Genomic DNA, 20143 nt, shown 5'->3' on the forward strand with positions numbered 1-20143 from the left:
CTCGGCGGGCCCCCGGTCAGACCGTGTCGGCCCGGGTACCCGTCAGGCGGCGGTCCAGGGTGTGGACCGCGTCGCGGAAGGCGCGGGCCAGCCCCGGCCGGGCGGCACGCAGGGCGAGCCGGAAGGGCCGCGGGCCCGCCGCCGCGAAGGTCCACTGCACCCGGGTGCCCCCGCCCGACGGATACAGCCGCCACTCCTCCAGCAGGGCCTGCATGCCGGGGGCGTTGGTGCTGTCGACCCGGTACGCGTACCGCTGCTCCGGATCGGCGGACATGATCGTCTCCTGGAAGCGGATGCCGCCCAGCAGGCCTATCTCGCGGCCGGCGCCGCCGTGCGTCGGCCGGGCCAGCGTCACCGCGCGGAACCAGGAAGGCCAGCCGGTGACCTCCTCGGCCAGGGCCCGGTAGACGGCTTCCGGCGGGGCGTGCGTCACCGCCGCGAAGACCAGGCGCACGGGCGCGGACTCGACGAAGTCGAGCCCGACGGAGCGGAGTCGGCGTGCCATGGCGGTACCCCCTGGATGCTGCGACGGTGACGGTGACCGGACCGCGGGGCCCGGCGGTGCGCGCCGCCACCCTAACTGGCGGGCCGTCAGAAGTCTTGGCCCATATGGCCGCTGGGCGGACGGGCCGCGACACGGGATGCTGTACCGGTCACGACCGCGGGCCCGGGAGCAGGGGCCGCGCGCAGGACCGCAGTGAGAGGTGCCGCCGTGCCCGAATCCCCGCTCTCCCTCGAACTCCTCGTGCACGGCGTGGCCGGGTCCGGCCCCGACGACCTGCTCGGCGACCCCCGCACCGTACGCGTCACCGGCGACGCCACCGCCGCCGTCTTCCGCCGCGCCGACGACGCCGACGCCGAGGCCCACCCGGAGCGCTACGCGGGCCGGCCGGTGCCCGAGGCGTACTGCTGGTCGCGGCTCACCTCCGGCAACGGCGCCCGCGCGCTGTGGCTGCTGCTCCTGCCCTTCATGGTGGCCAACCTCGCCCACTGGAACCGGCCCGCCGCGGCCGGCGCCCCGCGCACCGTCCGCACGTACGGGGTTTTGGTGCGCCTGCTCGCGCTCAGCCTCACCGTGCTCCTCGTCGCCGCCGCCTGCGAGGTGGCCCTCGACCTGGTCGCCTGGCAGTGCGCCGGCTCCGCGCACTGCGCCGCCTCCCGTTCCTGGCTCGCCGCCTTCGCCCCGGGCAACCCGCCCGGCAGCGGCGGCTGGTGGGCCCAGCCCGGGCGCCGGCTGGCCGTCGCCGCCCTGGTGCCCGCCGCGCTGACCGGACTGCTCTGGTACCTCTCCCACCACACGTGGGGCGCCTACGAGTCCCAGCCCCCGCCGCCCGCGGCAGCGCCGCCGGGGGAGACCCGGCCCGTGGGAGCGCACCCCGCGACAGCGCCGGCCGGGGGTGTGGGCGCGGACACCGACCCGCTGGGCCGGCCCGGCTTCTGGTTCGGGCGGCGCCTGGTCGCCCGGCTGCGCGCCGCCCACACCGCCGCCGGCCTGCTCACCGTCGGCGCCGCGGTGGCGACCGCCGCCGCCCGCCACGACCGCGCACCCGGCGGCCCGGCCGCGCTCGCGGCCGCCGGCTGGACCGTCGAGGCGCTGCTGGCGGCCGGGTTCGCCGCCGTCGTCTGGGTGGTGTGCCGCCGCGGGCGCGCCGAGCACCGCACCGACGAAACGGCGGACCGGGTCGTCGTCCTGCTGCCCGCGGGGGCGCTCGCCCTGCTGCTCCTCTGCCTCGGGTACGCGGCCTGGTCCCGGCCCGGCTGGACGGCCGCCGGCCGGCTGCCCGGCGATCCGGCCTTCGGCGCCCTCGTGCTCGTCCAGGGGCTGCTGGTCCTCGCGCTCGCGGGGACCGCCGCCCGGCTGCACCGCCGGGCCCCCGACCCGGACGCGGCACTGCGCGGGCTCGGCGGACCGGCCGTCGCCATGCTGGCCTGCGCGCTGGGCGGGGTGATGTCCGGAGGGGTCGCGCAGCGGGTCGCCGACTGGCTCGACGGGGGAGCCACGCCCGGCATGGCGGGCGCCCCGCTGCCCGGCCCGCCCGTCCTGCTGTCCTGGCAGGCCTCGGTGCTGCCGCCGTTGCTCGTCGTCCTGCTGCTCCTGGCCCTCTGGTTCGCCGTCCGCGGCGCCCGCCACCGGCGCCGCCTGGCCGCCGGCGTCGCCGCCGAGTACCCGGGGCAGGGCGAGGACCCGGCGCGCAGCCGGGCGGTGGCCGGCGCCCGGGCCGCGGCCGCGCTCACCGACTCGACTCCCTGGTTCGTGGCGGCCGTTGCCGGGCTGACCCTGCTGCTCGGGGCCGCCGCCGTCGCCGGTGCCTGGGCCACCGGCCGGGTGCCCGGCGAGGCCGCGCGCGGCGCGCACCCCCTCCTGGAGCGCGCCGCGCAGGGCGCGCAGGGGCTCGGCTCCTGGCTGACCGGTTTCGGCTTCCTGCTCTTCGTGACCTGGGGCCGCCGCGCCTACCGCGACGCCTCCGCCCGCCGCACCATCGGCATCCTGTGGGACGTGGGCACCTTCTGGCCGCGGGCCGCCCACCCCTTCGCCCCGCCCTGCTACGCCGAGCGCGCGGTCCCCGACCTGACGTGGCGGATGACCACGTGGACGGCGCGCACCGGCGGCCGGCTGGTGATCTCCGGGCATTCGCAGGGCAGCGTGCTCGCGGCCGCCGCCGTCCGCCAGCTGCCGCCCGAAGTCCGGTCCCGCGTCGCGCTGTTGACGTACGGATCGCCGCTGCGCCGGCTGTACGGGCGCTGGTTCCCCGCGTACTTCGGGCCCGGGCCGCTCGCCGCGCTGCACCGGGACGTGGACTGCTGGCGGAACCTGTGGCGGTCCACGGACCCCATCGGCGGGCCGGTCCTCGGACCCGCCGACGGCGTGGACCGCGGCCCGCTCGCCGACCCCCTCGCGTACGGGCGCACCTGCGAACACCCGCTGCCCGCACCGATCCTGGGGCACAACCTGTACCAGGAGGACCCGGTGTTCGCCGCGGAGCGCGACGCGCTGCTGGCCCGGCTGGCGGCGGACCCGGCCGCGCTGCCCGGACCCCGGGCCGCCGTCAGGAGGGCTGCGGCAGATCCTCCGGGAACAGCAGGGTGAGCTGGTCGGTGTCCGGCTCCGGCAGCTGTGCCACCCGCCCCGCGTGCCGTTCGACCATCGACTCGAAGGTCTGCCGGGCCGTGCGGCCGTTGCCGAAGGCCGGACCCCTGGGCAGCTCGGCGAAGTAGCCGAGCAGCGCGTCGGAGGTGCCCAGGCCGAGCCGGTACTCGTGCTCGTCGGCCTGCTGCTCCACGATCCGCAGCAGCTCGTCGGGGCCGTAGTCGCCGAAGGTGATGGTCCGTGAGAAACGTGACGCCACGCCCGGGTTGACGGTCAGGAAGCGTTCCATCTCGGCCGTGTACCCGGCGACGATCACCACCACCGCGTCCCGGTGGTCCTCCATCAGTTTGACCAGGGTGTCGATGGCCTCCCGGCCGAAGTCCCGGCCCGAGTCCTCGGGTGCCAGCGCGTACGCCTCGTCGATGAACAGCACGCCGCCCCGGGCCCGTTCGAAGGCCTCCTGGGTGCGGATCGCGGTCGACCCGATGTGCTCGCCGACCAGGTCCACCCGGGACACCTCGACCAGGTGGCCCCTCTCCAGCACCCCGAGGGAGGCGAGGATCTCCCCGTACAGCCGGGCCACGGTGGTCTTGCCGGTGCCGGGGGAGCCCGTGAAGACGAGGTGCCGGCGCACCGAGGCGGCCTTCAGCCCGGCCTGCTGCCGGCGCCGCCCCACCTCGATCATGTCGGTGAGCGCGCGGACCTCGCGCTTGACGCTGTCCAGCCCCACCAACGCGTCGAGGGCGCCCAGCACTTCGACCGAACCGCGCGCCGCGGGCACCCGCGCCGGTACGGACCCGGCCGCGGAGGCCGACGCCGTCCCGGTGTGGGGCGCCACCGCGGCGCCCGCCACCGTGCCCGGCGCGTGGGCGACCGGGCCGGGGGCGGCCGGCAGCCCCGTGGTCTGGAGCAGCGGTGTGCGGGTCACGCCCTCGGCGCGGCGCGGACCGCTGTCGTCGCTCGTGCAGTCGTGCGCGACGGGCCCCTCCTCCGGGAACTCGTAGCCCCCGCGCGCGCAGCGCTCGGTGCGGCAGCCGGTCAGCGTCGTACGGCAGCCGTCCAGGACGTGGAAGCCGAACCCGTCGCTGCCGGTGACCCGGCAGTCCCGGAAGGTGCCGCGGCCCTCGGCGGACACGTAGAACCCCGCCTCCGCGGAGGAGCTGACGGTGCAGCGCTCCACCTGCGGGTCGGCGCCCTTGGTGACGATCACCCCGGTCTGCACGCCGTCCACGGTGCATCCGGCCAGGGTGCCGCCGCTGCCGTGGTCGCGGAACCAGGCACCGGTGCCGGCCTCCCGGATCCGGCAGTCGTCGAGTTCGGCCACCGCCCCGTCGCTCACCGACACGGCCGTGTTGCGGATCTGGCTGAGATCGCTGTCCACGACCTCCGCGCGCGAGCCGCGGTCCAGGACGAACACCGCGTCCGGCACGTCGTGCACCCGGCAGGAGACCAGGGACACCGAGGCGCCGTCGCTGATCCACACCGCCGGGTAGTCGCCGGTGCTGTCGTGGATCTCGCAGGACTCGGCGGTGGCCCGGGTCCCCGGGTCCCACACCGACAGGCCGTTGCGCCCGAACCGGCGCACGGTGGTGCGGTGCAGCGTCAGCACCGAACGCGCCCGCAGGTCCAGCGCGTTCTCCGGGATGTCGTGGATGTCGCAGCCGGACAGTGCCAGGACCGCGTCCGTGTCGAGGGTGACCCCGTCCGCGGACGTGCGGTGCACCGTGCAGTCGGTGAGCCGGGCCGCCCCGCGGGCCGCGATCTGCACCCCGGTGCCCTTGATCTCGTAGATCTCGCAGCCGAGCGCCTCCAGGCCGGAGCCCTCGCCGGTCACCATCAGCCCGGCGCCCGCCGTGTGGTGGACCCGGCAGCGCTCCAGCCTCGGGTGCCCGCCGCCGCGCACGGCGATCCCGGACTGGCCGGCGGCGACCACCTCGCAGTCCTCGAACACCCCGCCGGCGCCGTCGGTCACGGAGATGCCGACACCGGCCGGATTGTCGACGGTGCAGCGGCGGACCACCGGCCGCCCGCCGCCGCGCACCTCGATGCCCGCCGAGGAACGCGTCACCACGCGCAGGTCGGTGAGTTCGGGCGCGCCGTCCTCGATCAGCACGGCGGGCGCGGCCGCGTCCTGGCCCTCCAGGTGCAGGTCCTGCACCACGGCGGAGGCGTGCACGGTGAGCGCCACCCCGTCCGCGGGCGCGATCCGCACCGACCCGACCGACCCCTCGGGGCCGCGCAGGGTGACGGCGTGGCGGAGCACCAGGTTCTCCCGGTAGGTGCCGGGGGCGATGGACAGGACATCGCCGTCGCCCGCCGCCGCGAGGGCGGCGGTCAGGGTGGGGTATTCACCGGTACGGCGCCGCCATCGCGAGGCGCTGCCGTGCGTGACCTGGACCGTTCCCTGTGCCATGGTGCTGAGGTGCCCCCGCCTGTGCCGACCGAACTGGTCGCTCCACCGTAGCGCGCGCGGAGCGGGGGAGTTGACCGCTCAGCTGCCCGCGTCCGCACGGCCCCAGTCGGGCCCGGCCGCGGCCCAGGCCCGGTCCAGTCGCGCGTACCGCCGGTGCATGAGCCTTCGTACGACCAGTCGCCGGACCGTGTCCACCAGCGTCGCCAGCGCCACGGCAGCGGCCAGCCCGGCCAGTGCGGCGTACGAGGCGGCCGTGGCCGAGTCCAGCGGGCGGGGCACCAGGCGGCCGTGGGCGTCGGTCCAGATCCGCAGCCGGTCCCCGGGCCGGGGAGTCTCCTGCACGGCGGCCACCGCACCGGTGTGCGCGCTGCCGTCCGGTGCGGTCCACTCCGCGAACACCTGCGGATACGGCCCGGACTCCTGCCGGGCGGCGGGCTCGGCACCCGGGGCCGCGGGCGGTTCCTTCGCGGGACGGACCACGACCGCGGCCACCATCCGGCGCTCCTCGTGCTGCCGGCGGGAGGCCTGCTGGAGGGTGTCGCCGACCCGGGACCCGGTCACCCAGCCGACGGCCGGCGCAGCCACGAACAGGCAGACCACGGCGGCCAACGCCACCCACGCCTCCACCAAATCCGTCCTCCGGCGCAGCGGATTGCGCCGCCAACGCCACACACCCACAGCCGTCCGCACGAGTCCGGCACCCCCTTTGCCTCCGCCCCAGCCTCCCCCATGCCCGGCACCCGCGCACCACGACCCGCGGAGACGTGCATCACCGACACAACGTCCCCACAGGGCGCGCGGGTTCCCCCTGCCGCGGCGTCGGGCCGGCTGTCGGGCGAGCCGGCGGCGGAGCCGTCAGCCCGACTGCTCCTGCAACCCTTCGTGCAACTGCTCCTGCTGCGGTGCTTCTTGCCGCCCGTCCGGCACCGACTCCAGGATCCGCACCTCGTCGCCGACGCGCACCGTGCCGAGGGTCACCGGCACCAGGAGTTGGCCGAAGACCAGCTGCTTGCCGAAGCGCCGGTGCACCCCCAGCGTGCGCAGCGGCTCCTTGCCGCGTTCCGCGGTCCGCTGGTCGGTGGTCGTGATGATGCAGCGCCCGCACGCCCTCGCGACCCGGAACTCCACCTCGCCGACCGCGATCCGCCGCCAGCGGTCCTCGCCCCACGGCTGGGCCCCGGCCACCACCACGTTCGGCCGGAACCGGTCCATCGGGAGCGGCCCCTCAGCGGCGTGCGGGCCCTGCGCGATCAGCGCGTTGAGCGCATCGAGCGAGGCGGTCGTCGCGACCATCAGGGGATAGCCGTCGGCCAGGCTGACGGTCTCGCCCGGCAGCGCGTACGCGGGGTCGACGGGCCGCCGGTGCTCCGGCGCGTCGAGGTGGACCAGCCGCGCCCCGGTGCCGAGGTAGGCGCTGAGCCAGCGGTGCGCGGAGTCGTCCGCGAGCACCGCCTCGACCTGCTTGCCGAAGAGCGTCACCGTGATCGTTTCGCCCGCACCGGGCACGGCCACGGTCAGCGGCGCGAGTCCCGGTGCGGACAGTGCCACTCCGCCGCCCCCCAGCGGCAGAGCAGAAGCCAACGCCAGCCGCGGCTGTTCGCGTTGGGTGAGGACCGCGCCGTCGGGCGCGACGAGCGCCCACCGGCGGTCCCCGGACAGACCCCAGGGCTCCACGGCCGCCTCTTCGGGGGCGGTGCCCCCGAGCGACTTGACGGGATGGACGTGGAGCGCCTGGACATACATGTTCGCCATGGGGGCATCGTGCCAGGCCGGACCTCTCGGCCCGGCACCCCCACCTGTGACCTGCGACCCGCGGACGGTCAGTAGCCGCGCCCCTGGTACTGGCGGCTGTAGGGGTCCTCGTACGGAGACTGCGCGGGGACCGGCGCCTGCATCGGACGCGGGGCGGCCGGGCGCATCGCCTCGTACCCGGTGGTCGCCACCGGCCGCGGCTGCTGCTGGGCGTACCCGCGGGCCGCCACGGGCTGCGGCGGGATGTACGGGGCCGGCGCGTGCTGCAGCGGGACCGGCTGGGCGGCCTGCTGCTGGTACGGGTACCCGTACGCCGGGGTGTGCTGCTGTTGGTGCTGGTACGCCGGGACCGGAGCGGCCGGGAGGGCCGGCAGGGCGGCGGGAAGAGCGGGCAGGTAGCTGTTGCTCACCGCGGGCTCGTAGGCGGCGGGAACCCGGATCGGGGCGATCTGCGGGGTGCCACGCTCGGCGACGAGGGAGTCGTAGATGGGAGTGTCCGTGAAGGACGGCGCGGAGTAGTAACCGCCGCCGTAAGAGGCGCGGGGGGAGGTCATGTGACATAAGTTAAGCCCACGGGTCCACCGGGTCTATAGCGAGGTTCCGTCAACCCCGCGCTGACCTGCTTCTTCCCAGGTCAGGGCCACGGCTTTCACTCGGCGCACACGCGAACGGTTCGTCACTTGTGCCCGTTTATGCGGCTACTCGTACCGGCGGTAAGGCGCATGATCCTGACCCTTTGTCAAATCAGTATCGCCGTGGGTCACACTCCGTCCGGTTCGCCGGATTGGCTCGAAGTGCCCGGTGTGGCACGGGTCCGGGCGTACGTGCGGCCCTTCCACGCGGCGCCCCGCCCGCGGTGGTGCTGCATCGCCGAGTCCACCGTCATCAGCAGGTACAGGAACGCGGTCAGCGGCAGCAGCGGCGCCAGCCACACCGGCTGCCGGTAGTAGCGCAGCATCGGCACGTACGTCCCCGCCATCACCAGCCAGGCGAGGCCGCCCGCCCAGGCGGCCGCCGGACGCCCGCCGGCCGCCCCGACGACGAGCGCGAGCGGCGGCACCAGGTACACCAGGGTCAGCCCGGCCACCGTGCCCGCCAGCAGCGGGAGGCTGTGCCGCAGTTGCGTGTACGCGCTGCGCGAGACCATCCGCCACAGCTCCCCGAGCCCCGGGTACGGGCGCACACTGTCGACCCGGTCGGCCAGCCCCAGCCAGATCCGGCCGCCGGAGCGCTGCACCGCGCCGGCGAGCGAGACGTCGTCGATCACCGCCTGCCGGATCGAGTCGGGCACCCCGGCGCGGACGGCCGCCCGGGTGCGCAGCAGTACGCAGCCGCCGGCGGCCGCGGCGGTGCGGGCGCCGGGCCGGTTGATCCAGCGGAACGGGTACAACTGGGCGAAGAAGTAGACGAATGCGGGCACCAGGAGGCGCTCCCAACCGGTGGTCACCCGCAACCGGGCCATCTGTGACACCAGGTCGAGATCGGCCGAGCAGGCCGCGGCGACCAGCTCGCGCAGACTGTCCGGTTCGTGCGCGATGTCCGCGTCGGTGAGGAGCAGGAACTCCGGCTCCGCCGGGCCCGCGGTGCGGGCCAGCGCGATGCCGTGCCGCAGCGCCCACAGCTTGCCGGTCCAGCCGGGTGCCGGATCCCCCGGCGAGGTCACCGTCAGCGGCAGCCCGCCGAGGCGCCCTGCGAGGTCCTGCGCGGTGTCCGCGGTGCCGTCGGTGCTGCCGTCGTCGACGAGGACGACGTACGCCTCGCCCGGATAGTCCTGGGCCAGCAGCGACGGCAGGCTCGCGGGCAGCACCTCCGCCTCGTCCCGGGCGGGCACCACGATGGCGACCGAGGGCCAGTGGGTGGGGGCGGTGCGCGGGGGCAGCCGGATGTCCGTGCGCCAGAAGAGGCCGTGTGCGAGGAGCAGCCACAGCCAGGTGGTCAGGGACAGGGCGGCGGTCGCGGTGACGAGGCTCACGACCGCAGTCTGCCGGCTGCCTGCGCCCCACCCGTTCAGCCTCGCCGGCTGACCCGTGGCGCGATGTCCGCTCCGCGGGTGGCCGTGGCGCATCCTTCAGCTCGGCCCCGCGGTGGGGCAACGCCCTGCCTCGGCGGCAGCATGCAGCCTCGCCGACCCTGCGGGGCTGGGGGTTGCATCCCAGGGCGTCGGTGAGGCTGGGGTGGGCCCGCTGGGGTTCGCCTCAAACGCCGGCGAGGCTGGAGGTTGCCGGCCTGGCGGGGTAGGCGGCCTGGCGCCGGGGAGGCTGGGGTTGTGAGCCAGGGGGTCGGTGGGGGTGGGTGGCGTCGGGAAAGGGGGGTCGGGGGGTGGGTCGATTAAAGTGACCGGGTGATGATCGCGCTCATGGACTCGGGAATCGGCCTGCTGGCGGCAGCCGCCGCGGTGCGCCGGCTGCGGCCGGACGCCGACATCGTCCTCTCCTCCGACCCCGAAGGGATGCCCTGGGGCCCCCGCACCCCGGAGGACCTGACCCTGCGCGCCCTCGACGTCGCGCGCGCCGCCGCCGCCCTGGCCCCGGACGCGCTGATCGTCGCCTGCAACACCGCCTCCGTGCACAGCCTGCCCACCCTGCGCGCCGAACTGGAGCCGGGCATCCCGGTCATCGGCACCGTCCCCGCGATCAAGCCGGCCGCCGCCGCGCGCGGCAAGGTCGCGATCTGGGCCACCCCGGCCACCACCGGGAGCCCGTACCAGCGCGGTCTGATCCGCGAGTTCGCCACGGGCGTCGAGGTCACCGAGGTGCCCTGCCCCGGGCTCGCCGACGCCGTGCAGTGGGCGGACGAGGACGCCGTACGCCGCACCGTCGCGGCCGCCGCCGCCCTCACCCCGCCCGACGTCACCGACCTGGTCCTCGGCTGCACGCACTACGAGCTGGTCGAGGAGCCGATCCGGGCCGCGCTGCGCACCCGTACCGGCGGCGCCCTGCCGGTCTTCCACGGCTCCGCGGACGCCGTCGCCGCCCAGGCCCTGCGCCGGCTGGGTCTCGCCGCCGCGCCGGACGCCGCGCCCACCGGCGGGCTGACGGTGCTGCTCAGCGGCCGTACCTCGGAGCTGCCGGCCGAGGCCCTGGGATACGCCGAGGGCCGGCTGCTCGGCGCGGCGGCACCCGTCCGCGGCTGATGACCGTACGCCGGCCGGCCCGCGGCTGACCGCCCCCACGGCCGCACTCGTCCTTCGCCGGCCGCACGACGCCGGCCGTACCCTGCCCGCCCCGGACTGCCACGTGCGCGGTCCGAGGGCCCTTCGCGACGCTTCGGGACGGCTTGCGGACGGGTTCCTCCGGGCGGCTCACGCACGGTGCCGGGCCGGGGGAACGTGAGTACGCTGCCTCCCATGAGGGACCATCCCCCCGGCACCTCCCCCGCGCTCTGGACCGGGCGTGCCACCAACCGCGCCCAGTGGCTGCTCGCCGCCGCCGGCGCCGCGTGCATGGCGCTCGGCGTCGAACTCGCCGTGGAATCCACCTGGACCTCCGGGCTCGTCGCCCTGGTCATGTCCGTGGTCGGCTGCCTCGCCGCCGGCCTCTTCGTGCTGTACGGCACCCTCGCCTTCGTGCACGTCGCCGTCACCGTCGACGACGTCGCGATGGAGGTGCGGTGCGGGCACATCGGCCTGCCCCGACGGCGGATCCCGCTCGCGGAGGTGGCCGCCGCCGACTTCGAACCACGTGTCACACCGCGGCAGTGGGGCGGCTGGGGCTATCGGTGGCGGCCCGAGAAGGGCACGGCGGTGGTCGTCCGGCGGGGGGAGGGGCTGGTGCTGCGGTTGGGGGACGGGCGGTTGTTCACGGTGACCGTTGACGATGCGGAGACCGCTGTGCGGGTGATCCGTGACCGGTTGCTCGCGCTGGCCGCCGCCGGTCAGGCCTGACCCGCCACGGGGCTCCGCCCCGGACCCCGCGCCCCGAACTCCCCCGGACTCCGTCCGGGGGACCCCCAGGCGGGGCTGGAACAGTGCTCGCGCGGGACCTCGGCGGGTGGGCTCTGCTGGTGGTCCGCACAGGGGGGCGTCGTACACTCCGGCAATGAGTAGCAGCGTTGCCGTGACCGCCGCCGAGGATCCGCCTGCCGTTGTCGTACCGCGCAGGCGGCGGCGTGGGGTGGCGGTGTTGGTCGACTGCGGTCTTGCCGCGGTTGCCGGGGTGCTGCTGTATCTGAGCTTCCCGCCGCGCCCGCTGTGGTGGCTGGCCGTGCCCGCCTTCGCGCTGCTCGCGCACTGCCTGTTCGGGCGTCGGCCGCGCGCCGCGTTCGGGCTCGGGCTGATCGCCGGGCTCGGTTTCCTGCTGCCCCTGCTGGTGTGGACCGGCGAGGAGGTGGGGCCCGTTCCCTGGCTCGCGCTCACCCTGATCGAGGCCCTCTTCGTCGCCGCCGGCTGCCTCGGCATCGCGCTGGTGGCCCGGCTGCCGCTGTGGCCGGTGTGGGCCGCCGCGGTCTGGGTCGGCGCCGAGGGGCTGCGGGCCCGGGTGCCGTTCGGCGGGTTCTCCTGGGGCAAGATCGCCTTCGGGCAGGCGGACGGCGTGTTCATTCCGCTCGTCGCGCTGGGCGGCACCCCGCTGGTCGGGTTCGCCGTCGCGCTCTGCGGCTTCGGCCTCTACGCGGGCCTGCGCACGGCCGCCGACCGCCGCCGTCCGGCCGCGACCGACGACCCCGCCGTCACCCCGGCGGACGACCCCGCCGTCCCCCCGGCCGTCCCCGCCGCCGCGCCCCGTACCGGCCCGTCGGTCGGCCGGCCCGCGCGGCTGCCGGCCGTCGTCGCCGGGCTCGCCGTGCTGCTCCCCGTCGCCGCCGCGCTCGCGGCACGGCCGCTGGTGGACGCCGGCGCCGAGGACGGCACCGCGACCGCCGCCGTCATCCAGGGCAACGTGCCCCGCGCCGGCTTCGACTTCAACGCCCAGCGCCGCGCGGTCCTCGACAACCACGCCCGCCGGACCGTCCAACTGGCCGAGGACGTCAAGGCGGGCCGCGCCGCCCGCCCCGACTTCGTGGTCTGGCCGGAGAACTCCTCCGACCTCGACCCGTACACCAACCCCGACGCGTACCAGGTCATCGACCGGGCCGTGAAGGCCATCGGCGTGCCCGTGTCCATCGGCGCGGTCCTCGCCCCGGAGACCGGCCCGCTGCGCAACACCCAGATCCTGTGGGACCCGGCCAAGGGCCCGGTCGACACCTACGACAAGCGGCAGATCCAGCCCTTCGGCGAGTACATCCCGATGCGCTCGATCGCCCGGGTCTTCAGCTCCGACGTGGACCGGGTGCGCCGCGACTTCGGCCCCGGCGACGAGCCGGGCGTCTTCGACATGGCGGGCACCGGGGTCGGTCTGGTCACCTGCTACGAAGCGGCCTTCGACGGCCGGGTCCGCGACACCGTGCGGGCCGGCGCCCAGGTCATCTCCGTGCCCAGCAACAACGCCACCTTCGGCCGGACCGAGATGACCTACCAGCAGCTCGCCATGGACCGGGTCCGCGCGGTCGAGCACGGCCGTGCCGTCCTGGTCCCCGTGACCAGCGGCGTCAGCGCCGTCATCCGGCCGGACGGGAAGGTCGTAAAGCAGACCGAGATGTTCACGCCCGCCGCGCTGGTCGCGCGGATCCCGCTGCGGTCCTCGCTGACCCCGGCCACCCGGCTCGGGCCCCTCCCGGAGTACGCCCTGTTCGTCCTGGCCGCCGCCCCGCTCGGTTGGGCCCTGTACGGGGCGGCCCGCGGCCGGCGCCGGCCGCGGGCCGCGACCCCGAAGCCGTAGGGTCGGGGTCATGGCCACCCCCGACTTCATCCGCCGCATCCGCGCCACCGCCGGACACCAGCTGCTGCACCTGCCCGGCGTGACCGCCGTGGTCTTCGACGACGCCGGGCGGGTCCTCCTGGGCCGCCGCGCGGACACCGGCGGCTGGTCCGTCATCGGCGGCATCGCCGAGCCGGGGGAGCAGCCGGCGGTGACCGCGGTGCGCGAGGTGTACGAGGAGACCGCGGTGCGCTGCGTCGCCGAGCGGGTGGTGCTGGTGCAGGCGCTGCAGCCCGTCGTCTACCCCAACGGCGACGAGTGCCAGTACATGGACATCACCTTCCGGTGCCGCGCGGTCGGCGGCCGGGCCCGGGTGAACGACGACGAGTCCCTCGACGTGGCCTGGTTCCCGCTGGACGCGCTGCCGGACCTGGAACCGTTCGCCCTCGACCGGATCCACCGGGCCCTCAAGGACGAGCCGACCTGGTTCGAGCCCGCGGGCGACCGGCCGACGGCGGGCTCCTGATGCCGTGACCGCGATGGCCGCGGGCCCGCGCCGGCAAGAGGATCCGCGGACCTCGTGCCGCGGGCCCGCACGCCCGTCCGCGGCGGCTCAGCCGCCGGAGACCGCCGCCTGCCGGTACAGCGCCCGGGCCGTATCGCCGAGGACCGCGCTGTACGAGACCTCCGGGACGGTGCCGCCGCCCTCGTAGCCGCCGAGCACCCCCGCGAGGCCGCCGTCCGCGGTGAGCCACGGGCTGCCACTGGTGCCGCCGCTGAGCTCCGGGCAGCCGATCTGGCGCTGTGTACTGCTCCACTTCGTCGTGCTGTTCGCGCAGATCAGCGGGGTTTCGCGGGCCGACGGATAGCCGACCACCGTCACGGCCACGTCGTCCGGCTGAGCGGCCCGCAGTGGGAATCCGCCGAGCGCGTCCTGGACCTCACGGCCGTCGAGCGGGGCGACCGTGGCGAAGGCGATGTCCGCGTCGGGGTCCTCGGCGCTCTGCCAGGCGGGATCCACGTACGAGCCGGTCAGCCGCCAGACGCCGTGCGGGGCCCGGCCGTCGCGGTAGCCGGGCACGAAGACGGTGTTGGTCACGTCGTCGAGGCAGTGCGCGGCGGTGGCGATGAGGTTGTGGTCGTCGCTGCGGACCACCGAGGCGGTGCAGAAGTGCCCGCCGTCCAGGTCGCCCGCGAACAGGGCCCCCACCCGGTCGGTGATCCGGCTCGCCCGCGCCTCGGCGGTGACGCCGAACGGCAGGGGCGCCGAGAGCGCGGGCTCGCCCGTGGAGGTGACGAGCGCGGCCAGGGCGGTCGAGGCGACGAGCACGCGCGCCGAGGTCCGGACGCGCGCTGCCGGTCGGAAGAGCAGCATGCGGTGGATCATGCCCCGAGGGTGCGGTCCGAGGCTATGGCCCGGGCCCGGAATTACCTGTGAATCAGCAATGAATCCTCGGCGCCGGAGACGGTTCGCCGGAAATCGCCCGGTGGTCGCCCCGATCCCGTCGGTCCGGGCCGGCCACCTCGTACACGGTCACCCGCCGGCCGCGTACCTGCGTGTCCGCCACGGGGTGGAACCACTGCCTCAGCACCTCGGCCTTGGTCCGGTCCCGCTCGTTCGCGAGCGGCTTCGGCCGTGCGCCGGCGTCCGTCACGAGCAGGATGCGGAGGTGGTGCCTCATCGCCGCGCAGATCGTGGCCGGATCCGCCTCCACCCCCTTGAGCGTGCCGGACTCCGCGGGCCCCACGGCCAGCGCCAGGTCCGTCAGGCCCGCGAACGCGTGCGGTGAGACCAGGGCCGTGTCGCGGCGGGCCGCCGGCACGAACACCACCCCGTCGCCGGGACGCTTCAGCCGCGCCACCTCGCCGGCCGCCGACAGCACGTCGTCGACCCGGCTGCCCGGCTCGCGGTAGGCCCGCTCCAGCGGCAGCATCGCCACCAGCGCCACGCCCGCCGTCACCGGGACGATCAGGCCGGCCGACCGCAGGCCCCGCGCGGCGGCGGCCCGTACGAGCGCGGCCATCGCGTGCCCGGCCGGCAGCGCCACCCCGAGCATGCTGAACAGCACGTACCGGTCCAGGTACAGCGGCTTGACCAGGGAGGCCAGGATCAGCGCCAACTGCGGCACGGCCAGCAACGGCAGCCCCACCGACGCCGCCGTCAGCCGCACGGCCCGCGGCGGGCGCACCAGCGCGCACGCGCCGCCCGCCAGCAGCAGCGCACCGGGCCCGATCAGGGTGTGCCAGGTGGTTGCCGGTATCCAGGACACCTGACCGGCCTGGGACCGGCTGAACAGCACCAGCGGCAGCGCCCCGGCCACCGCCGCCGCGGTGGCGGCCGCCCAGCGCCGCAGCAGCGCCCGGTCGGCGCGCACCCAGGCCAGGGTCACCGCGTGGGCGGCCGGGACCAGCAGCGAGAACCAGTTGAGCAGGGCGCAGGCCAGCAGGGCCAGGCCGTACGCCACCCACAGCCCGCGGCGCCCGGGCCCGGCGCCGTCCAGCGCCCGGACCAGCAGCCAGGTCGCCACCGCGGCGCCGGCGGTGACCAGCGCGTACGGGCGGCCCTCCTGCGCGTGGAACTGCACGGCCGGCAGCAGCGCCAGGGTGAGCCCGGCCCCGATCCCGGCCCACCGGCCCGACGACCGCAGGATCCCCGGCCCGGTGCGGCCCAGCCGGGCGCCGGTGAGCGCGACGAACGCCGCGGCCGCGGCGACCGCGAGCACCGACGGCAGCCGCAGGGTGGTCGTGCCGTCGCCGAACACCGTGAAGAGCCCGTGCATCAGCAGGTAGTAGAGGCCGTGCACGGCGTCCACCTGTCCGAGCATGTGCCAGATCTGCGGCACCGTCCGCAGCGACGTCTGCCAGGTCGCCGCCTCGTCCCGCCACACGCTGTGCCCGCGCGACAGCCCCCACACTCCCAGGACCAGCGCGAACAGGGCGGGCACCAGCGGGACGGCGAGCGCCGCGAGCCGGGCCCGGCTCCGGGACCGTCTCGGCGTCCGGACCCGGCCGGGGGCCGGCGTGCGCGGCGGGGCGGGCGGAGCGGGCGGGGCGGAAAGCGGTGGCATGGAGACTTTCGGGACTTCGGGTGGTGTGCGACGCCGACGGACCACGGCCGGCGGGGAAGCGGGAGGGGAAACGGCGGGCCGCCTCCGGTCGGGGCCGCCGCCGGGCCGCCCCCGTCTATAGACGGAACGTATGGCCAAAGGGTTGCGCATTGTGCACGACGGAGCTGCGGCGGCACCCCCGCGCGCCCCTAGCCTCGGCCCCAGGAGCGAGCACGAACGAGGGGCGGCACCGGTGAACTGGCTGATCCACGACTACCGCGAGAGCGATCTCGCCGCAGTGGTCCACCTGATCGACACGACGGCCGAGCTCGGCCAGGAATCGGTGTTCTCGCTCGGCGAGTGCATCAGCGCGCTCACCGACCGGCAGCCCGCCGTGGTCGCCGTCCACCAGGGCGTACCCATCGGCGCGGCCCTCGCCTGCGTCGCCGGGGAGCGCGCCTGGGTGATGCGGATCGCCATCAACTCCGGCTGGCGCGGCCGCGGCCTCGCCAGCGCCCTGCTCGTCGAACTGGAACGGCGCCTCATCGCCGCCCGCGTCGGCAAGATCGCGTACGTGCTCCCCGAGGAGGACCTCCTGGGCGAGGGCCTGCTCAACGCCGGGTACACCCGCCAGCCCGCCGTCGCCTACTTCGAGAAGACCGAGCCGCTGCACGGCCCGGCGGCCGGACTCCTCGACGACCTCGGCGGCCGCTTCCTCCCCAACGACCTGTGGGCCAAGGTGGCCGGCATGGAGCACGAGAAGGACCTCATCGAGCGCCGCGTGGTCCTGCCGCTCGCCGAGCCCGAGCGGGCCGCGCAGCACGGGGTGCGGCCGCCGCGCGCCATCACCCTGTTCGGCCCGCCCGGTACCGGCAAGACGACCTTCGCCCGGGCCATCGCCTCCCGGCTCGGCTGGCCGTTCGTCGAACTGCTGCCGTCCCGGCTGGCCGACGAGGGCAACCTCGCCGCCGCGCTGCGCAGCGCCTTCGCCCGGATCGCCGAACTGGAACGGGTGCTCGTCTTCATCGACGAGGTCGAGGAGATCGCCCCGGTGCGCACCGAGCCGGCCCAGCCGGGCGGGATCCACGGCGTGACCAACGAGCTGCTCAAGCTGATCCCCGGCTTCCGGGAGGGCGGCGAGCGGCTGCTGGTCTGCGCCACCAACTCGATCCGCTCGCTCGACCCGGCGTTCCTGCGGCCCGGACGCTTCGACTACCTGATCCCCATCGGGACCCCGGACGCCGGAGCGCGGGCGGCGATCTGGTCCCGGTACACGGCGGGCCGCGCCGACGTCGACGTGGCCGCGCTGGTCGAGGCGAGCGAGATGTTCTCGCCCGCCGACATCGAGCACGCGGCCCGGATCGCGGCGCAGGTGTCCTTCGAACGCGACCTGGAGGCGGTCGGGGTCCGCACCGCCGCCCAGACCCCGCTCGGCGCAGGCACCGAGGACTACCTCGCGGCCGTCGCCCGCAGCCGGCCGACGGTGACGCCCGCGATGCTGGGGGAGTTCGAGGCGGACATCACCGCGCACGCCCGGGCCTGAGCGGGGGCCGGGCGACGGACGGCATCCGAGGCTGGATCGGGCGCTGTCAGGTCGGCCCCGTACGACTGGTGCCCGTAGGTCCGCAGCGGTACGTGAACTCGACCGCCGCCGACCGGTGCGCGGGCGAGAGCAGCTCCACCCGGGCCCGCGCCCGGTACTCGCCCCGGCCGCGGAACGTCCACAGCAGGTGCAGCCGCGCCTCCCGCCGGCCCTGCGCCATCCGCTCCGTCAACGGCTCGGACCGGGTCCCGTCGCTGCGCACCCACCGGTAACCGAGCGTGCCCGCACGACCGTTGGTCCGTACGACGGCCACGATGTCGGCCGCCGAGTCGCAGGCCGGGCCGCCGGCCGGGGCCTCCACCCGCAGCCCGCGCACCTCCAGCGCCGGCCCGTACCGCTGCCAGCCCAGGTAGCAGACCACCGCGAGCAGGACCACGGCGGCCAGCGCGTACCGGCGCAGGCCCGACCGGCGCGAGGGGCGGGGCGGGGCCGGGGCCGGCGGGCCCGCCCCGTGCCAGACGGCCGTGGTGTCGATGCCCGGCGGGCGGCGCGCCGACGCCGTCACCCCGGGCCCGAACCGCAGCACCGAACCCTCGACCCGGTCCGGCACCGCATCCGGGGCGGGCCGCGGCTGCACCACCCGTACGGTGTCGGGCTCCGCGGGCGCGCCCTGCGGCCGGTCGAACCAGTGGCTGCCGAGCACGGTCGCGCTGTAGTCGGCGCCGCCGTCGTCGGCGGCGTACGGATCGCCGTGCGCCCGCCGGTCGGGACCGGGTGGCGGGTCCTGGGCGAAGGGGATGCGTGGGTCGCTCATGTCAGGGTGCACCGCCTGATGAAGACCTGCCGGACGGAGGAGCCGTTGCCCGCGGCCGGCCGGGTGGTGGCCCGCACGCCCCAGTGGCAGCCGGTCCCGGTGAACGTGTGGAAGGCGGTGAACTGCCCGCCTCTGGAAGGGAATTCGTCCGTGCCGTCGGACGCGCCGAGCTGCTCCGGCGTATCGGAGGTGAACCATTCGAGGGTCACCGTCACCGGACCCGACCCCTCGGCGGCCACCGACACGGTGGCCTCGCCGGTGCTCGCGCCGGTCTGCCGGAACGAGCCGACGTCCACCGAACGCACCCGGGCGGAAGGCGTCGGCGGGGCGGTCGTCACCGGCGGCGTGGTCGTCGGAGCGGAGGTCGTCGGCGTGACGGTCGGCGTCGGCTCGTACGACCAGGTCGGCGTGGTCGTCGGGTGCGAGGTCGGGGTGGGCGTGAGCGTCGGGTACGGCGTCGGACCTGACGTGCCGGCGCTGTCGCCGGGGGAGGGCGTCGCCGACCAGGACGGCGCCGCGGACGGAGGGTCCGACGGCGTGCCCGTCGTCGGCGGGGCGCTCGTGGCGGCTCCCGGGCCGGCCTCGGTCGTCGCGAAGGCGCTCACCGCGGAGCGCCCGCCCGGCTCCCCGCCGGCCGCCTGCGTCGCGAGGACCAGCACCGCGCCGGTCACCGCCGCGATCGCCGCCGCCAGCCAGCCGCCCCGCCCGGGCCACCAGCCGCCCGGCCCGCCACCGCCGCCGATCGAGGTGCTCGCCAGCGCCGTCGTGCCGGCGGCCGCACCGCCCGCGGACGGGAACAGCAGCGGCAACAGCGCGGCCAGCGCGGCGAGTTTGCGCTGCCCGCGCTCCTCCCAGTCCGGCCCGTACGCGGCCGCGGCCAGCCCCTCCAGCTCGGCCACGAAGGCTTCGGCGTCCTGCGGCCGGTCCCGCGGGCTCTTCGCCAGGCCCCGCCGGATCAGCGGGCGGACCGGCTCGGGCGCCGCGTCCTCGGGCACCGGCGCCTCGACGTGCTGGAGGGCCAGCTCCGCGAAGTTCTCCCCGGCGTACGGCTTGCGGCCGGTCAGGCACTCGAAGAAGGTGGCCGTCGCCGCGTACACGTCCGCCGCGGGGGACGCGGGCCGGCCCTGCCACTGCTCGGGGGCCATGTACGCCGGGGTGCCGGCCACGCCCGGGGTGCTGCCGCGGCCCGCCGCGATCCCGAAGTCGACCAGCTTCGACGAACCGTCCGCCGCGACCAGCACGTTCTCCGGTTTGTAGTCCCGGTGCACGACACCGGCCCGGTGCGCCGCGGCCAGCCCCAGGAGCGACCCCTTGAGGACCACCAGCGCGGGCTCCGGGTCCGTGCGGCCCTCCTGGGCGAGCAGGGCGCGCAGGGCGATCCCGTCCACGAGTTCCATCACGATCGCCGCGCCGCCGGGCGCCTCCACGTACTCGTACAGCCCCACCACGTACGGCGAGTGGAGACCGCCGAGCAGCCGCGCCTCCTTGCGGAACTCGCGGACGAAGTCCGGGTCCCGGCGCAGGCGTTCGGACAGGTACTTGACGGCGACCGGGGTGTCCGTCGCCTCGTGCACGGCGAGGACCACGCGTCCGCTGCCGCCGGATCCGAGTTCCCTGGTCTCCCGGTAGCCGGGGACCGTCCACGCGTTCATTTCGCCCCCCTGGGCGGGCCGGCCGCCGCGGTGCTCCTGCTGTGCCTTCGACACCTCACGAGACACGATTCCCGCCACGGCCGGTTCCCACCCTCCGGCCGG

The 20143-nt window shown here is 76.0% G+C and carries 16 protein-coding genes; 6 read left to right on the top strand and 10 right to left on the bottom strand.

Annotated features, from left to right (window positions below; all coding sequences use genetic code 11):
* Positions 1-16: 16 nt before the first annotated feature.
* Entirely contained in the window at positions 17-505 is a 489-nt protein-coding gene (locus OG764_RS32225) for an SRPBCC family protein (protein WP_328971853.1), read from the bottom strand.
* A 192-nt stretch (positions 506-697) separates the two neighbouring features.
* On the opposite strand from OG764_RS32225, the gene OG764_RS32230 reads away from it, so the two are divergent.
* A complete protein-coding gene (locus OG764_RS32230; RefSeq protein WP_443056109.1) occupies positions 698-3088 on the top strand; it encodes a hypothetical protein in 2391 nt (796 codons plus the stop codon).
* Here OG764_RS32230 and OG764_RS32235 read toward each other — a convergent pair.
* The 5 genes from OG764_RS32235 to OG764_RS32255 all read right to left on the bottom strand — a co-directional run bounded on the left by OG764_RS32235 (position 3048) and on the right by OG764_RS32255 (position 9225).
* Entirely contained in the window at positions 3048-5501 is a 2454-nt protein-coding gene (locus tag OG764_RS32235; protein WP_328971855.1) for a right-handed parallel beta-helix repeat-containing protein, read from the bottom strand. The two genes, OG764_RS32230 and OG764_RS32235, sit on opposite strands and share 41 nt — an antisense overlap.
* Before the next feature lie 78 nt (positions 5502-5579).
* A complete protein-coding gene (locus OG764_RS32240; RefSeq protein WP_443056111.1) occupies positions 5580-6191 on the bottom strand; it encodes an Rv1733c family protein in 612 nt (203 codons plus the stop codon).
* Positions 6192-6356: 165 nt separating this feature from the next.
* Positions 6357-7253: an MOSC domain-containing protein gene (locus OG764_RS32245; RefSeq protein ID WP_328971857.1), complete on the bottom strand. Its 897-nt coding sequence runs from the start codon at positions 7251-7253 to the stop codon at positions 6357-6359.
* 68 nt (positions 7254-7321) lie between these two features.
* On the bottom strand, positions 7322-7807 hold the full coding sequence (locus OG764_RS32250; protein WP_328971858.1) for a DUF6643 family protein: 486 nt from the start codon (positions 7805-7807) through the stop codon (positions 7322-7324).
* 206 nt (positions 7808-8013) lie between these two features.
* Complete coding sequence (locus OG764_RS32255; protein WP_328971859.1) at positions 8014-9225, bottom strand: glycosyltransferase; 1212 nt, start codon at positions 9223-9225, stop codon at positions 8014-8016.
* Between the two features lie 369 nt (positions 9226-9594).
* Between OG764_RS32255 and OG764_RS32260 the strand changes: the two genes are divergently transcribed.
* From OG764_RS32260 to OG764_RS32275, 4 genes are all read left to right on the top strand, one after another.
* A complete protein-coding gene (locus OG764_RS32260) occupies positions 9595-10386 on the top strand; it encodes a glutamate racemase (RefSeq protein ID WP_328971860.1) in 792 nt (263 codons plus the stop codon).
* Between the two features lie 213 nt (positions 10387-10599).
* Positions 10600-11136, top strand: a complete 537-nt coding sequence (locus OG764_RS32265) for a hypothetical protein (RefSeq protein ID WP_328971861.1) — start codon at positions 10600-10602, stop codon at positions 11134-11136.
* Positions 11137-11290: 154 nt separating this feature from the next.
* Complete coding sequence (gene lnt, locus OG764_RS32270; protein ID WP_328971862.1) at positions 11291-13006, top strand: apolipoprotein N-acyltransferase; 1716 nt, start codon at positions 11291-11293, stop codon at positions 13004-13006.
* 10 nt (positions 13007-13016) lie between these two features.
* Positions 13017-13511 (top strand): NUDIX hydrolase, encoded by a 495-nt coding sequence (locus tag OG764_RS32275; protein ID WP_328971863.1) that lies wholly within the window; start codon positions 13017-13019, stop codon positions 13509-13511.
* Between the two features lie 87 nt (positions 13512-13598).
* Here the strand turns inward: OG764_RS32275 and OG764_RS32280 are convergent, their stop codons facing one another.
* Both OG764_RS32280 and OG764_RS32285 read right to left on the bottom strand, forming a co-directional pair.
* The gene (locus OG764_RS32280; protein WP_328971864.1) at positions 13599-14372 is read right to left on the bottom strand and encodes a trypsin-like serine peptidase; all 774 of its coding nucleotides are present in this window, start codon (positions 14370-14372) and stop codon (positions 13599-13601) included.
* Positions 14373-14424: 52 nt separating this feature from the next.
* Positions 14425-16053 (bottom strand): glycosyltransferase family 39 protein, encoded by a 1629-nt coding sequence (locus tag OG764_RS32285; protein ID WP_328971865.1) that lies wholly within the window; start codon positions 16051-16053, stop codon positions 14425-14427.
* Positions 16054-16285: 232 nt separating this feature from the next.
* Between OG764_RS32285 and OG764_RS32290 the strand changes: the two genes are divergently transcribed.
* Positions 16286-17575 carry an ATP-binding protein gene (locus OG764_RS32290; RefSeq protein ID WP_328971866.1) on the top strand — a complete coding sequence of 430 codons (1290 nt, stop codon included), beginning with the start codon at positions 16286-16288 and terminating at the stop codon, positions 17573-17575.
* A gap of 46 nt (positions 17576-17621) precedes the next feature.
* Here OG764_RS32290 and OG764_RS32295 read toward each other — a convergent pair whose 3' ends face one another.
* Both OG764_RS32295 and OG764_RS32300 read right to left on the bottom strand, forming a co-directional pair.
* Positions 17622-18389 carry a hypothetical protein gene (locus tag OG764_RS32295; RefSeq protein WP_328971867.1) on the bottom strand — a complete coding sequence of 256 codons (768 nt, stop codon included), beginning with the start codon at positions 18387-18389 and terminating at the stop codon, positions 17622-17624.
* Positions 18386-20041: a serine/threonine-protein kinase gene (locus OG764_RS32300; protein ID WP_328971868.1), complete on the bottom strand. Its 1656-nt coding sequence runs from the start codon at positions 20039-20041 to the stop codon at positions 18386-18388. Before OG764_RS32300 ends, OG764_RS32295 begins: the two co-directional genes overlap by 4 nt.
* Positions 20042-20143 lie beyond the last annotated feature (102 nt).

It is taken from the genome of Streptomyces sp. NBC_00239, assembly GCF_036194065.1.
GTDB lineage: Bacteria > Actinomycetota > Actinomycetes > Streptomycetales > Streptomycetaceae > Streptomyces.